This is a genomic window from Fructilactobacillus sp. X7R4C1, assembly GCF_059901115.1.
Genome location: NZ_JBWXVD010000003.1, coordinates 75,067 through 88,624 on the forward strand (window position 1 = coordinate 75,067; position 13,558 = coordinate 88,624).

16 protein-coding genes are annotated in these 13,558 nt (G+C 41.7%); 11 read left to right on the forward strand and 5 right to left on the reverse strand.

The genetic code is table 11. The annotated features are described in order from the left end of the window. The first annotated feature begins 31 nt into the window (after positions 1-31). Positions 32-697: a type 1 glutamine amidotransferase gene (locus tag AC6UC9_RS04315; RefSeq protein ID WP_500701243.1), complete on the forward strand. Its 666-nt coding sequence runs from the start codon at positions 32-34 to the stop codon at positions 695-697. A 34-nt stretch (positions 698-731) separates the two neighbouring features. On the opposite strand, the gene AC6UC9_RS04320 is transcribed toward AC6UC9_RS04315, so the two are convergent. Continuing rightward, the gene (locus AC6UC9_RS04320; protein ID WP_500701244.1) at positions 732-1,262 is read right to left on the reverse strand and encodes a GtrA family protein; all 531 of its coding nucleotides are present in this window, start codon (positions 1,260-1,262) and stop codon (positions 732-734) included. A gap of 130 nt (positions 1,263-1,392) precedes the next feature. Here AC6UC9_RS04320 and AC6UC9_RS04325 point away from each other — a divergent pair, with 130 nt between their 5' ends. Together AC6UC9_RS04325 and AC6UC9_RS04330 are read left to right on the forward strand one after the other, a co-directional pair. Then, positions 1,393-1,533, forward strand: coding sequence for a hypothetical protein (locus AC6UC9_RS04325; protein WP_500695801.1), 141 nt, complete (start codon positions 1,393-1,395; stop codon positions 1,531-1,533). A 96-nt stretch (positions 1,534-1,629) separates the two neighbouring features. Then, on the forward strand, positions 1,630-2,355 hold the full coding sequence (locus AC6UC9_RS04330; protein ID WP_500701245.1) for a winged helix-turn-helix domain-containing protein: 726 nt from the start codon (positions 1,630-1,632) through the stop codon (positions 2,353-2,355). Positions 2,356-2,394: 39 nt separating this feature from the next. Here the strand turns inward: AC6UC9_RS04330 and AC6UC9_RS04335 are convergent, their stop codons facing one another. Further along, entirely contained in the window at positions 2,395-3,315 is a 921-nt protein-coding gene (locus AC6UC9_RS04335) for a metal ABC transporter solute-binding protein, Zn/Mn family (RefSeq protein ID WP_500701246.1), read from the reverse strand. 118 nt (positions 3,316-3,433) lie between these two features. Between AC6UC9_RS04335 and AC6UC9_RS04340 the strand changes: the two genes are divergently transcribed. The 7 genes from AC6UC9_RS04340 (at position 3,434) to phoU (ending at position 9,273) form a co-directional block, all read left to right on the forward strand. Then, complete coding sequence (locus AC6UC9_RS04340) at positions 3,434-4,063, forward strand: TetR/AcrR family transcriptional regulator (RefSeq protein WP_500701247.1); 630 nt, start codon at positions 3,434-3,436, stop codon at positions 4,061-4,063. Between the two features lie 179 nt (positions 4,064-4,242). Further along, a complete protein-coding gene (locus tag AC6UC9_RS04345) occupies positions 4,243-5,130 on the forward strand; it encodes a phosphate ABC transporter substrate-binding protein PstS family protein (protein ID WP_500701248.1) in 888 nt (295 codons plus the stop codon). Positions 5,131-5,149: 19 nt separating this feature from the next. Further along, positions 5,150-6,073 carry a phosphate ABC transporter permease subunit PstC gene (gene pstC / locus AC6UC9_RS04350; RefSeq protein ID WP_500694045.1) on the forward strand — a complete coding sequence of 308 codons (924 nt, stop codon included), beginning with the start codon at positions 5,150-5,152 and terminating at the stop codon, positions 6,071-6,073. 2 nt (positions 6,074-6,075) lie between these two features. Beyond that, positions 6,076-6,978, forward strand: coding sequence for a phosphate ABC transporter permease PstA (gene pstA / locus AC6UC9_RS04355; protein WP_500701305.1), 903 nt, complete (start codon positions 6,076-6,078; stop codon positions 6,976-6,978). A gap of 3 nt (positions 6,979-6,981) precedes the next feature. Beyond that, positions 6,982-7,782, forward strand: coding sequence for a phosphate ABC transporter ATP-binding protein PstB (gene pstB, locus AC6UC9_RS04360; RefSeq protein WP_500701249.1), 801 nt, complete (start codon positions 6,982-6,984; stop codon positions 7,780-7,782). A gap of 10 nt (positions 7,783-7,792) precedes the next feature. Further along, a complete protein-coding gene (gene pstB, locus AC6UC9_RS04365; protein ID WP_500701250.1) occupies positions 7,793-8,566 on the forward strand; it encodes a phosphate ABC transporter ATP-binding protein PstB in 774 nt (257 codons plus the stop codon). A gap of 11 nt (positions 8,567-8,577) precedes the next feature. Further along, on the forward strand, positions 8,578-9,273 hold the full coding sequence (gene phoU, locus AC6UC9_RS04370; RefSeq protein WP_500694048.1) for a phosphate signaling complex protein PhoU: 696 nt from the start codon (positions 8,578-8,580) through the stop codon (positions 9,271-9,273). 44 nt (positions 9,274-9,317) lie between these two features. On the opposite strand, the gene AC6UC9_RS04375 is transcribed toward phoU, so the two are convergent. From AC6UC9_RS04375 to AC6UC9_RS04385, 3 genes are all read right to left on the reverse strand, one after another. Then, a complete protein-coding gene (locus tag AC6UC9_RS04375; protein ID WP_500701251.1) occupies positions 9,318-10,034 on the reverse strand; it encodes a gamma-glutamyl-gamma-aminobutyrate hydrolase family protein in 717 nt (238 codons plus the stop codon). Between the two features lie 140 nt (positions 10,035-10,174). Beyond that, complete coding sequence (locus tag AC6UC9_RS04380; RefSeq protein WP_500701252.1) at positions 10,175-12,121, reverse strand: ABC transporter ATP-binding protein/permease; 1,947 nt, start codon at positions 12,119-12,121, stop codon at positions 10,175-10,177. Between the two features lie 95 nt (positions 12,122-12,216). Continuing rightward, positions 12,217-12,447: a hypothetical protein gene (locus AC6UC9_RS04385; RefSeq protein ID WP_500694051.1), complete on the reverse strand. Its 231-nt coding sequence runs from the start codon at positions 12,445-12,447 to the stop codon at positions 12,217-12,219. A 78-nt stretch (positions 12,448-12,525) separates the two neighbouring features. On the opposite strand from AC6UC9_RS04385, the gene AC6UC9_RS04390 reads away from it, so the two are divergent. Further along, the gene (locus AC6UC9_RS04390; protein ID WP_500694138.1) at positions 12,526-13,539 is read left to right on the forward strand and encodes a zinc-dependent alcohol dehydrogenase family protein; all 1,014 of its coding nucleotides are present in this window, start codon (positions 12,526-12,528) and stop codon (positions 13,537-13,539) included. Positions 13,540-13,558: the final 19 nt, after the last annotated feature.

Genomic DNA, 13,558 nt, shown 5'->3' on the forward strand with positions numbered 1-13,558 from the left:
TATCACGGTCAATTCAAGAGGAACAACAATAATGAGAGTAAGCATTTTGCAACACACTTCTGATGAGGGACCCGGAGCAATCTCCGACTGGATTCATCACAACCATTACCAGATGTTCGTTTATCATCCTTCTCAGTTTAAGGTGCTACCAGACGCTGCTACAACCGACATGTTAGTAATCTTAGGCGGCCCAATGAGCGTCAACGACGACACAAACTGGATCAAATCCGAACGTGAACTAATCAAACGGATGATTAGCCAAAGAAAACCAGTCTTTGGCGCCTGCTTTGGTGCCCAACAAATGGCCAAAGTTCTAGGAGCTTCCGTCTTTGACTCGCACACTAAGGAAGTTGGGTTTGCTCCCGTCTACTTAAAAACAAAACTCATCTCCGGATTATCCAACCAACTAGAAGTGCTCCACTGGCATGAGGAAACGTTTCAGATTCCAGATGGTGCCTCGTTATTGTACTCAAGTGATCAACTCGTTAATCAGGGATTTGTAAAGGATAACCTCGTTGGCCTCCAGTTTCACCTTGAACCCAACCACGACAACGTCACCGAAATGGCAATTAACGACTACCCTTACCTTACTGGGTCCGTTTTAAGTCAGTCTAAAAACACCATCATTAACCACCCAATTTCAAAACAGAACCATCGCGATTTATTCAAGATTTTGGATTACATCGCAAACAAATAGCACCCACCTAGAAAAAGTGGATGCTTTTTTGATTTTATTTAAAAGCAAAGTACTTAGAAACAAAGTAATTAATCACAATGGCCATGATTTGTGTTCCAACCACACAGATAAAACTGTTAAACAACGTGGGACTCCCAATCAACCCGTGAACAACGGGAAGTTGGAATAGCCAAGCCGAATAGTTTAAGTGATCTAAAAATAAAATCTTAATGAAAAATTGCGGAAACTTATCGATCATTACGTAAGTCATCAAAAAGTCGAGGACTAAAACAAACAATCGTCCCGAAACAAAGTTAACGATCTGAGCCTGAAGTGTCTTGGACTGCGTTCCACTGTTAAAAACAAAGTATTTGTTCACCACAAAAGCAAACGCAATCGACAGAACTTGGGCAATTAAGACGGGAGTAAAATCACTGGTAAAAATCTTCATCGAAACGAATCGACTGACAAAGTAAACCAGGGTGGTCATGGCTCCCCAAAACAAGTATTCAATTTTTTCATCAAAAACTAATCTTTTTACGATATCTAAGTAGTTAGTAGTATTAGCGTCGTTTGTATCATTCATGATATGCATCAAACCCCTTCTTAGTCATTTTATCACAATCAATTAAGTTATAAATTTGTGATTTCCTTAAAACTTAATCTTTTCGGTCGTGTTAAAATAAAACCAATCATTAACGAAGGGAATGGACGTCATGGATTTAAGCACGTTTATCTGGCTCGTCATAATGATGGTGGTCGTTTTCGTAGTAGTAACCATCATTACCGTCTTAGTGAGTCTTCATCGCGCCAAAAAACGACAGGAAAAAGAGAACCGACATTCTGATTCCAAGTAGCTTAGTTACGTGAAAACGTTAAAGTTACGATTATCAGCCATAAAACTGTATAATGAGTGAAGAAAAAGAAGCGTGATTTTTAATCGGGATGGTGCCATGAATCACATTGTTTTAGTGACTGAAAAATTATCATTAGCACTTAGTTTCAACCAAACTTTTAATGACAATGGATACTTTGTCGAAGATTTATACGATGTTTCAAGCCTCCTATCATCCATTCAAAAGTACAAAGAACAGGCCATTATTTGGGACCTAAGTACCGTTGCAGCTCAAAAGTTGATCGAACTTATCCCTAAAATCCGCCAAACGGCCTCACTTCCAATTCTCGCCCTGGGAGAAAAAAAGGACGAGGGCATCGTTGATCAATTATTTAAAGTTGGCATCGACGACTACATCATCCAACCATACAACGCTGACGAAGTCATGCTCCGGATGAAACATCGCGCCCGTTTCTACCAAGACGAAAATAATAGTCTAAAGCAGGAAAAAAATAAGAAGGTCAAGCCACGATTTCACTTTTCTGACATCGACGTTGACTTAGATCAGAAGGTTGCCACCAAAAACGGTACTTCGCTCCGACTAACGCCTAAGGAATTCAAGCTTTTAGAGTACTTTCTGACTCACCCCAAACGAATCCTGAGTCGTGAACAAATCCTAAACGGCGTTTGGAACGATCTTTACATTGACCAGTCCTCGCGGATGCTTGAAATGCACATCAGCCATTTAAGGGACAAGATTGAACCTAATCCCAAAGACCCCGTCTTAATCAAAACGATCCGTGGCTTTGGTTATGAATTTGAAGCGAAATTAAATAAACCATAATAAATGACATCCAAACCATTAACGGGCTTGGATGTCATTTTATTTGTTTTTCATTTCATTATTTTGAATTTTGACCACCTGCTGATAGGCATTATCCATCCACTCCAAGTAGTTTTTATCTTCAGGAATCGTTTCGGTCAATTTTACAACCGGCACATCATGATCCTTAGCTAATTTGACGAGGTTCTTGACCATTTTACTGTCAGCCTGCGTGTTATCAACAAAGAAAGCAATCCGATGGTGAGTGATATCATCCCTGATGTTTTGAATACTCTTAGGTGACGGGTCAATCTCCTTCTCGGTCGCATTGGCAAAATCAGGGTCATTTACCTTGTATCCCATGTAACTAAGGGCATCATCGAAAACCGGTTCACTGACGTCGACCTTGCGATTTAACTGGTGATCGTTCAGATTATCTCGTGCCTTTTCCACCTGCTGCTTAACTGGTTCATACTCTTTTAAATACCGCTTGGCATTATCATGAAAATAACGTTTGTGATTCGGCTGTTTCTCACTATAGACGTCTGCCAGTCGGTAGACGAGCTTATTAACGGTATCAGGATCGTACCAAATGTGCTCGTTATCCCCATCTTTTCGGTTCATCACCTTTGAAACGTTGACAACCGACGTCTGATCACTTCCATTCTTTACCAGCTTTTTCATCCAATCGTCGTATCCAATGCCATTTTCAACAACCACGTCTGCTCTTGCAACTTGATTCGCATCACTCGTTGAAGGATCAAAATCGTGTGGGTCACCGCTTCCCTTAATAATCGGCTGAACGCTCCCCTGATTTCCCAAAACATTTTTCGCAATTTGACCATAAAAATTAGTTGAGGTAACCACTCTCAGCTTATGGTTGGCCCGTTCATCTCCTGATTTTTTGCCACAACCAACTAGCACGATGACACAAAATAAGATTAAAATTGCTGTTATACTTAACTTAAACTTTTTTATCATTGTTTTTCTCCTTTGAAACATCATCCGAAGTTAAGTTGACCATCATTAAACAAATAATACTCACTTAATATAACACTGTTATCTTAAATTGAGCAATCAATCCACTGGAGGAATTTTCATGGCAAACGTTCGTAACCAGGATAAAACCCATTCCCTATTACTAGAGGCCGGGTTTAAGGCCTTTCTAAAAAACGGGTTTGATAAGACAAAGATTCGTGAAATTTGCCGAAACGCTAACCGGACAACCGGTTCCTTTTACAAACACTTTGAATCAAAGGATGCGATTCTAGATGAAATTCTTGATCCCTTTATCAAGCAATTAAAAGACGAATATGAGAATCAGTTTAATCAGGGAATGGCTAAAATCAGTCCAGCCAGCGTTCAAACGGTGTGGAAACAAAACATTTTGAATATGAATCCAATCATCCACACCCTTTACGCTAATCCGAAGTATAAGGAATTAATTCTTTTTAAATCAGAGGGGTCGAAGTACGACAATCTAGCCGAAATGCTAACGAAATACTTTACCCAAAAAATTGCTAACTCCATTGGGATCATGCAAGAACGTAACATCATCACTGTTAGCTTTAAGTTTAACTACCAGGAACTGCATTTTCACGTGTTCTCGTTTTATGCTACTTTTTGTGACATTTTGAAACATCGGTATAACGAGCAAGAGGCCATCATGCTGTGTAACAACCTCTACGACTTCTTCTACCCGGGATGGATGGCATGGCTGTCCATTTAGTTTGTTTTTAATAACACCGTTATTTAAGACCCCCTTCAATAGTACTTGAAGGGGGTCTTTTTGGCTTTACCAAACATTTACATAAAAAGCCCGTAAAATTTACTTAACATTTACATTCACCTTATATACTTGGTTCGTAAACAAAATAATGTCCATTTAAACCAAAGGAGATTTCGTCCATGTCATTAGGCAAAAAGAAAAAGGTTGCATTGATATTAACGTGTGGACTGCTGGCGCTGGGACTCGCCGCGTGCGGATCATCATCTTCCACCAAGGCCAAAAACGGTAATAAGATTACCGCCGTTGGCTCCACGGCACTTCAACCACTGGTCGAGCAAGCGAGTCGAGAGTATCAGGTTAGTAACCCGAAAGTTAACATTAACGTCCAGGGTGGTGGATCTGGAACTGGCCTAAGCCAAATCCAACAGGGAGCCGTCAATGTTGGTAATTCAGATGTCTTTGCTTCCCAACAACCAGGTGTTACTGCTAAAGATTTAGTTGATCATAAGGTTGCCGTTGTTGGAATTGCCCCGGTTGCCAATAAAAAAGTGGGAGTGAAAAATCTCTCAATGAAACAACTTGAACAAATCTTCACTGGTAAAGTCACCAATTGGAAGCAGGTCGGCGGAAATAACGTCAAGATCGTGGTGATTAACCGGGTCGAGGGAAGTGGAACCCGGATGACCTTTGAACAATCCGTTTTAAAGGGCAAAAAAGCCGTCAACGCTCAGCAACAAGACTCAAACGGAACGGTGCAACAGATTGTCTCATCGACTCCCGGTGCGGTTAGTTACCTCTCGTTTCCATATTTAAACAATAAAACGCAAAGTATTTCCATCGATAAGGTGCAACCAACCGACCCCAACGTGGAACATAACAATTGGAAAATCTGGTCGTATGAACACATGTATACCAAGGGCAAGCCCAGTGGAACCACCAAAAAATTTATTGATTACATGCTTTCAGATCATGTTCAACAGAAATTAGTCAAGCAGATCGGATACATTCAAGTTAAAAACATGAAATTTGAAAAGAATGCTGAAGGTCAAGTTCAAGCGGTTAAATAATTATGAAAGTGGTTTTTATATGAATGACATTAAAGAAAAATTACTGAAACCATCAAAAGAAACTCATCAAGATAAAGTTGGTCATTTTATCAGTCTCATATGTATCGGCCTGATCGGCATCCTCGTCATTACCATCCTCTTCTTCATCACCACCAAGGGACTGGCGACCTTTACTTCCGATCACGTCAGTATCATCGATTTCTTCACTAAGGGGGACTGGAATCCCAGTCAAACGGGACCAAATGGGAAACCAGAAGTTGGGGCACTTCCAATGATCGTCACGTCATTTGCGGTCACCCTACTATCCGCTATTCTTGCCACCCCATTTGCGATTGCCATGGCCCTATTCATGACCGAAATCGCTCCCAAACGAGGGCAAAAGATTCTGCAACCAGTAATCGAATTACTCGTTGGAATTCCATCCGTTGTCTATGGTTTCATCGGCCTAATGGTCTTGATTCCCATCGTTAGAACGGTGTTTGGAGGGACCGGTTCTGGAATTTTACCAGCTACCATCGTTTTGTTCGTCATGGTTCTTCCGACCATCACCTCAATGTCAGTCGATGCTTTAAAGGCCGTTCCACGAGACTATCGGAGTGCTGCCCTATCACTTGGAGCCACTAAATGGCAAATGATGTACAAAGTGGTCTTACGGGCTGCCACTCCGGGAATCCTTACCGCGATGATCTTCGGAATGGCGCGCGCCTTTGGTGAGGCACTAGCCGTTCAAATGGTCATCGGAAATGCAGTCCTCATGCCAACCAGCTTGACAAGTCCAACTGCAACTTTAACCAGTCAACTGACGACCCAAATGGGTAATACCATCATGGGAACGTTGCCTAACAACGCCTTGTGGACATTGGCTTTAGTTTTACTAGTAATGTCACTAGTATTCAACGTCATCGTAAAACTAATTGGAAAGAGGAGTGCATTTAAAAAATGAAAATAAATGCCAAAAAAATTAATAAGTTCGCCATTGGGACCATCTGGGCCTTAGTCGTGGTCGTAGTTCTGATCTTAATCTTCCTACTCGGTTACATCCTCATTACCGGTCTACCCGATATCTCGTGGAAGTTTTTAACCACCACGTCCAGTTCGATCAGTGCCGGCGGTGGAATTAGAGATCAGCTCTTTAATTCTGTCTACCTGTTAATACTGACGATCATCATCTCGCTGCCAATCAGTCTTGGGGCCGGAATTTACCTGGCAGAGTATGCCAAGGACAACTGGCTCACAACGCTCGTTAAAACGGCCATTGAGGTTCTAAGTTCATTGCCTTCCATTGTCGTTGGGCTGTTTGGCTACTTGGTGCTAGTAATCAAGTTTCAACTTGATTACTCCATTCTGTCAGGAGCGATTGCTTTAACCATCTTCAACCTGCCACTCCTTACCAGAAGTGTCGAAGATTCCATCGAAGAGGTGCCAAAGTTACAAAGAGAAGCCGGGTTATCGCTTGGACTCTCCAAGTTTAAAACCATTACTGGAGTTGTGCTACCACTCGCGATCCCGGGCATCATCACCGGTGTCATCCTTAGTTCTGGTCGAATCTTCGGAGAAGCCGCCGCCTTAATTTACACTGCTGGTCAAAGTGCCCCAATCGTAAGTTACACCAACTGGAATCCTTTCAGTCCCAGCAGTTTCCTAAATCCCATGCGTCCAGCTGAGACCCTTGCAGTTCATATCTGGAAACTAAATACCGAGGGAATTGTTCCAGACGCACACGTTGTTTCAAGTGGCGCTTCAGCGGTTCTTATCATTGTTATCTTAGTCTTTAACCTGTCGTCTCGGTTCTTAGGTAACTGGGCTTACCGCAAGATGACTGGGACTTCTAGAAAAAAGCGAGGTTAAAACATGGCTCAACAAAATTACGATTTAGACCACCATCAAATTATTACACCACCAGGAGAAATGGCCCTTGAGACCAAGGACATTAACGTTTTCTACGGTAAAAAGCAAGCTACCTTTGATGCTTCACTGGCGTTTTCAAGGTTCAAAATCACGGCTCTCATTGGAGCCTCGGGATCTGGCAAATCAACCTTCCTTCGCTGTCTCAATCGAATGAATGATGGTGTGGCGAACGTTACCGGTAGAATCATGTACAGAGACGTAGACATTAACCAAAAAAAATTAAACGTCTACGTCCTTCGAAAAAACATTGGCATGGTCTTCCAACACCCCAACCCCTTTGCCAAAACCATTCGTGAGAACATTAAATTTGCGCTTAGAAAACATGGCGTAAAAGATCCACGGGAACTTGATCAACGAGTAGAACAAAGTCTAAAAGCCGCTGCACTATGGGACGAAGTCAAAGACAAGCTGGATACAAGCGCCCTTGAATTATCTGGTGGACAGGCTCAAAGGCTCTGTATCGCTCGTTCAATCGCCATGCAACCTGACATCTTGTTGTTAGACGAACCAGCGAGTGCTCTTGATCCCATTTCAACCTCTAAGATTGAAGAAACGCTTCTAGAGTTAAAGAAAAAATATACGATTATCATCGTGACCCACAATATGCAACAAGCCGCCAGAGTCAGTGACTATACCGCCTTCTTCCATCTTGGACACGTTATGGAGTACGCTAAAACAGCTGACATTTTCACCAGACCACAGGTCAAAGCCACTGAGGATTACATTTCCGGCAACTTCGGTTAAGGAGAAGTAAATGACAACTAAAACGGAACCAAAAGAGATTATCAAAACTGAAAACGTCAATTTGTACTATGGAAAGCGAAAAGCGTTGCACGACATTAATTTAAACTTCAAACAAAATGAGATTACCGCCCTAATTGGACCATCTGGATGCGGAAAGTCGACATACCTCCGTTGTTTAAACCGAATGAATGATCTTATTCCAAACATTACCATCACGGGAAGCTTCACGCTCAATGGTCACAATATTTATGGTCCAAAAGAAGACATCGTGGAACTCCGAAAAGAAGTCGGAATGGTTTTCCAGCAACCCAATCCTTTCCCCTTTTCCGTGTACGATAACGTTACCTTTGGCTTAAAATTAGCTGGCGTTAAGGATAAGCAACTATTGGACGAACGCGTCGAAGAATCTCTAAAGCAGGCGGCTATCTGGGATGAAGTTAAGGACAAACTTCATAAAAGTGCGCTTTCATTTTCTGGAGGACAACAACAACGAATCTGCATTGCTAGACTCTTGGCCATTCAACCAGACGTGATTTTACTGGATGAACCAACGAGCGCGCTCGACCCTATTTCGAGTCAGATGATTGAGGACACCCTCCTAAACATCAAGGACAAGTATACGATCATCATCGTGACTCATAACATGTCGCAAGCTTCTCGAATCTCAGACAAAACGGCGTTCATGCTGAACGGTCGACTAGTGGAAGTAGGCAAAACCCAAAAAATGTTTATGAATCCTGATAAGCAAGAAACAAGTGACTATCTCAACGGAAAATTTGGATAAGGAGAATGACTATGGGAGCATTATTTGATGATGAATTAAAGAAACTTAAAGGACACTTCATGGAAATGGGATTTGACAGTAGTGAACAAATCTATCAAGCCACCAAATCTTTCATTGATCATGATAAGGACCTCGCACGCAAAATCATTGCGGAAGACCCCAAGATTAACAACGAAGAAATGGATTTAGAGAAACAGTCCTTACAACTGATCGCACTCCAGCAACCCGTTGCCAGTGATTTTCGTCAAATTATCAGCATCCTAAAGGCCAGTACCGACATTGAACGAATCGGCGATCACGCCAATACGATTGCGAGAGAAACCATTAACGCCAAGGGCCATGAACGAATCCCGGCGGTCGAAAAAGTCATCAGTGAAATGACTGAACAAGTCCGTTCAATGTTAGAACAGGTACTAGAGGCCTTCTTTGAGGGCAATGCCTCGGAAGCCAAGAAAATTGCTGACCAGGATGAATCAATTGACAAGTATTACCATTCCACCAGAAAGTTAGTAACTGAATCCCTGAAAAAGAACAGTAAGACGGCGCAAGCGGCCCTAAGTTACCTAATGGTCATCCGATTGCTAGAGCGGATCGGTGACCACGTCGTGAACCTCGCCGAATGGTTAGTTTACAATCAAACCGGCAAGATGGTCGAACTAAGTCACAGCACCAATCACGATGAAGAATACTTTGAAAACAACAAGTAACAAAGAAACCACCCTGATATTTCTATCAAGGTGGTTTTCGCTATTTATTGATTACTGGTTCGCTCAAAGAAGTCCAAAAACAACTGTTCCTCTTTTGGATCGTTTTGCCACAATAATTCTGGGTGCCACTGGATTCCCATGATACTAGCATCATCATTTTCAACCGCTTCGATGACACCGTCAGGAGATTTGGCCGTGACGGTCAAACTATTTCCGACCTTTTTTAGGCCCTGATGATGAATTGAGTTCACCACCGGATGGTTTCCAACGGAATGGACCAACTGGCTTTTGGCTTTCACTTGCACCTCATGAAAATTATGCTTTGGATCGTCGTGTTTCACGTGTTGAACGTTAGACTTGGGTAAATCAGTGGCAATGTCTTGATAAAGACTACCACCAAAAGCTACGTTTAATACTTGAAGCCCCCGACAGATCCCTAAAAGTGGTTTTCTCCGGCGCACCATTTCTTTAATCAGTCCCATTTCCCACTCATCATGGGGTCGATAGTGCGCATCGTCTGGTTCGACTGATTTTTCGTGGAATAATTCCGGTTGAACATCTTGACCACCAGGAATAATTAAGCCATCAACTAAGTCAACATACTCGGAAATCATATCAAGCTCAGCCATGGGAATAATAACAGGCAGAATGCCGTGTTTTTGCAGTAAATCAATAAAAACTTGAGCAGTATAATTGGCGTAATCAAGGTTATAGTTAGGCGTCTTAATCCGGTTAACGTTTGCCGCAATTCCAATTCTCAAAATGAACCCCTCCATTACAATTTAGTAATTCCTAATGAATAAGAGCCATCCCGAATTAACGGGATAGCTCTTATTTGGTTTAAAAGTTAGTTTGGTCCAACTTCCCTATAATTGCAATAGCTTAATTAATTTTTTAATCTTTATTCGGAACTCAGACTCACAATTGGATCTAACTTAGCGGCCTTGGCTGCTGGAGCAAGTGCTGCTAGTAAACAAATAATAACAAAGACTAGTGCCCCAATAATGGAATTGGCCGGTGAAATTTGAACAATTGCGTACTTAATCGCTCCACTTGAAATTGTATCCGCTCCCCATTCGGCCAGGTAAGCGATGATAACCGCAAAAATGGACGAGAAGACTCCCAGAATAAAGGCCTCGGAGAAGAATAGGTTTCGAATGTTGCCCTTGGTAAATCCAAGCGCCCTTAGAATCCCAATCTCCTTGGTTCGTTCGGCAACACTAATGTAGAGCACCACGATGATCATAATTGCTGACACAAGGAGCGAGATTGCCGCAATTCCTGCTAGAACCCAAACAGCGACGTTAATGTAAGTGTTCAGTGTTGATACAATCGCACCCGCACCAGTAATTTGGTACTTGGCTTGTTGATTAGGACCCTTCAACGCCTTAATCTTATCTTGAACGGGTTGAACGTTGGGAACTCCACCAGCAATGTTCACCGCGGCAAAGTTCGGTTCGTACTTCATTGTAGCCTCACTAAACATTGACTTCATCGTGTTGGAACTAACAAGTGCCATTGGGTTCACGTCACTAGTCACCCCACTCACAGTAACCTCTTTTGATAGGACATGGGGCTGCCCGTTATCATCGGGGGCATTCGCAAACAACTTAATTTTTTGGCCTGCCATGTCGTACGGACTCTTTTTATTAAAGCTTTGGGCCGTCTTCTTATTAATCAACACCTGATTATCTTTAGTGGGGACTGCTCCGGATTTAATGTTCTTCTTTAAGACCGCTCCTTGATAGTATGTTTGAATGTATTGAACGGAAGCGGTTTTATCGGCCGCTTTAAACTGACCGCCTGCTAAAAACTTACCCAACGTTGAACTTTTGACATTCTTTAGGTCCTGCAACTGCTGGTTATCCTGGTTGGTCAGAAGTTCATTTTTAGGATTTTGTTCCTCTCCTTGTTTCTGTTTTCGACTAACCTGAATGGTAGTGGGATTAACCTCCGAATAAATTTCATGGTTAATGTATCCCTTGACTCCATTGCCAAGACCTAACATGAAAATGACCGAAAAGATGCCGATGGCCGCCCCAAAAATAATTAACAGGTTGCGCTTCAGGTTATAACGAAAGTGTTCAAAGGCCATTGTAAAGATGGAAGCAAGTTTGGCCGGACGCGCCTGAAAGTCCGCCTGCGTTTTATTAACCGGGTAAGCGGGTTTTAAAATCCTATCTTCATCAATCTTCCCGTTGGCTAAATGAACGATCCTCGTTCCATAATTGGCAACCACCTGAGAGTGGGTGACGGCAATGACCAGTTTTCCGTCTTCGGCAATTTCGTTCATTAGTTCCAAGATGTCATCGGTATTTTGAGCGTCCAAGGCACCAGTTGGCTCATCAGCAATGATGATATCTGGGTCAGAAGCAAGTGCTCGAGCAATTGAAACCCGCTGCATTTGTCCACCTGAGAGTTGATTGGGGTACTTGTTACGGTGGTCATACAAACCAACCTTTTTTAAAAGTTCAGTGGCCCGTGCTTCTTGTTGTTTATGCGTTAAAGTTGTCATTTCTAAAGAGACCATCACGTTCTCTTTAATGGTCAGATGATTCACAAGGTTAAAGTTTTGAAAGATAAAACCAATTGTGTTGCGCCGATACTCATCAAGTTGTTTACTGGTATCTTTTTTTAACGATTTCCCGTCAATTAAAACGTCACCGGAATAATCACTGTCTAGTCCAGCGATAATATTCATAAGGGTCGTCTTTCCACCACCAGATTCTCCCAGGATGGAAACAAATTCCCCACGATCGAAGTTGAGACTGATCCCGTTTAAAACATGAAAATCCTGATTATCCACATAATAGGACTTTTTGATGTTTCTTAGTTCTAAATAAGCCATTTGGTTCTCTCCTTCTTTTTTAGTAGTGTCCATTTTAAACTAATTTAACCAAAAGTAAATTTTAACCTGAAAGTAAGACCGGCCTTAACGGAAAATTAAAAAAATAATTTTGTGAAATATTTTCGTAATTTTTTCATAACAATAATTAAAATTAATTGCTTAATTCCCACTCTAATGCCGTTATCTATTTCACTTATCAAATTTCTTCTTTGTTCAATTTTTATTGGATCTATTTCAGAAGCTGGAATGCCCTTGCAAACAGTTTTCAAACGGTTTACATTATTACTTGGAAACAAATCTGATATTCCTGAAAGAAATCTTTCCATTTTTTTCGATCAGTTATGTTCAGATTGTAACGATATTAATTCATCAACTTTTCGAAAGGAAGTTATCTTATGTCAAAAATGAAAGCTTTAGTTATGACAGCTAAGCAACACATGGAGATTGAAGACAGAGATGTCCCAACCCCTAAGGACGACGAAGTCTTAGTTGAAACTGCCTACGCTGGTATCTGTGGTACCGACCACGCCTTATACAATGGTCTCCCAGGTTCAGCTGATGCTACTCCTCCAATCGTGTTAGGTCACGAAAACTCTGGAGTTGTTTCCGCAGTTGGAAAGAACGTTAAGGACTTCAAGAAGGGTGACCGTGTTGTTGTTGACCCTAACATTTACTGTGACAAATGTTTCTACTGTCACACTGGCCGCTACGAATTGTGTGAAAACCTATCGGCCGTTGGTGTAACTAGAGATGGTGGTCTTGAAGACTACTTCACTGCCCCAGAAAAGGTTGTTTACCACATTCCTGATGAACTATCACTTCAAACTGCATGCTCAATGGAACCACTTTCATGTGCCGTTCACACGATGAAGATCACCGAAAACATTACCCCTTACCAACACGCTTTAATCATTGGTGATGGATACATGGCTAAGTTGTTTGCTCAACTACTTAGAATCTACGGAATCCAGAACATTGACATGACTGGTAGACATGATGAAAACCTTGCTTGGGAAAAGAAGGAACTTAACTTAAACAAGGTTATCAACACGACTAAGGAAAAAATCACTGACAAGTACGACATGGTAATCGAATGTGTTGGAAAGCCTGAAACCCAAGAACAAGCTGTTGAAGCAACTAATCCTGGCGCTCAAGTTATGATGTTTGGTGTTGGTGCACCAGGTCAAACATTTAACATGAACACTTACGAAATCTTCAAGAAGCAATTAACCATCAAGGGTTCAATGATTAACCCCCACAGTTTCGAAGATTCAATTGCTTTACTTTCAGATGGTTCCGTTAAGGTTACACCTTTCCAACACAACATCCTTACTTTAGAACAAGTACCTGGTGTATTAGCTGGTACTGACAAGGTTCAAGGCAAGTCAATTGTTAAAGTTAATGGTAATCTTAAATAATTGAACCAAAATCTGATCG

What these genes read in the sequence shown, in the direction of transcription:
- AC6UC9_RS04385 (WP_500694051.1), bottom strand. Translation starts at nt 12,447, where the DNA reads ATGGAAAGATTTCTTTCAGGAATATCAGATTTGTTTCCAAGTAATAAT.
- phoU (WP_500694048.1), top strand. Translation starts at nt 8,578, where the DNA reads ATGGGAGCATTATTTGATGATGAATTAAAGAAACTTAAAGGACACTTC.
- AC6UC9_RS04335 (WP_500701246.1), bottom strand. Translation starts at nt 3,315, where the DNA reads ATGATAAAAAAGTTTAAGTTAAGTATAACAGCAATTTTAATCTTATTT.
- pstC (WP_500694045.1), top strand. Translation starts at nt 5,150, where the DNA reads ATGAATGACATTAAAGAAAAATTACTGAAACCATCAAAAGAAACTCAT.
- AC6UC9_RS04320 (WP_500701244.1), bottom strand. Translation starts at nt 1,262, where the DNA reads ATGAATGATACAAACGACGCTAATACTACTAACTACTTAGATATCGTA.
- AC6UC9_RS04340 (WP_500701247.1), top strand. Translation starts at nt 3,434, where the DNA reads ATGGCAAACGTTCGTAACCAGGATAAAACCCATTCCCTATTACTAGAG.
- AC6UC9_RS04380 (WP_500701252.1), bottom strand. Translation starts at nt 12,121, where the DNA reads ATGGCTTATTTAGAACTAAGAAACATCAAAAAGTCCTATTATGTGGAT.
- AC6UC9_RS04345 (WP_500701248.1), top strand. Translation starts at nt 4,243, where the DNA reads ATGTCATTAGGCAAAAAGAAAAAGGTTGCATTGATATTAACGTGTGGA.
- pstB (WP_500701250.1), top strand. Translation starts at nt 7,793, where the DNA reads ATGACAACTAAAACGGAACCAAAAGAGATTATCAAAACTGAAAACGTC.
- AC6UC9_RS04330 (WP_500701245.1), top strand. Translation starts at nt 1,630, where the DNA reads ATGAATCACATTGTTTTAGTGACTGAAAAATTATCATTAGCACTTAGT.
- pstB (WP_500701249.1), top strand. Translation starts at nt 6,982, where the DNA reads ATGGCTCAACAAAATTACGATTTAGACCACCATCAAATTATTACACCA.
- AC6UC9_RS04315 (WP_500701243.1), top strand. Translation starts at nt 32, where the DNA reads ATGAGAGTAAGCATTTTGCAACACACTTCTGATGAGGGACCCGGAGCA.
- AC6UC9_RS04390 (WP_500694138.1), top strand. Translation starts at nt 12,526, where the DNA reads ATGAAAGCTTTAGTTATGACAGCTAAGCAACACATGGAGATTGAAGAC.
- AC6UC9_RS04325 (WP_500695801.1), top strand. Translation starts at nt 1,393, where the DNA reads ATGGATTTAAGCACGTTTATCTGGCTCGTCATAATGATGGTGGTCGTT.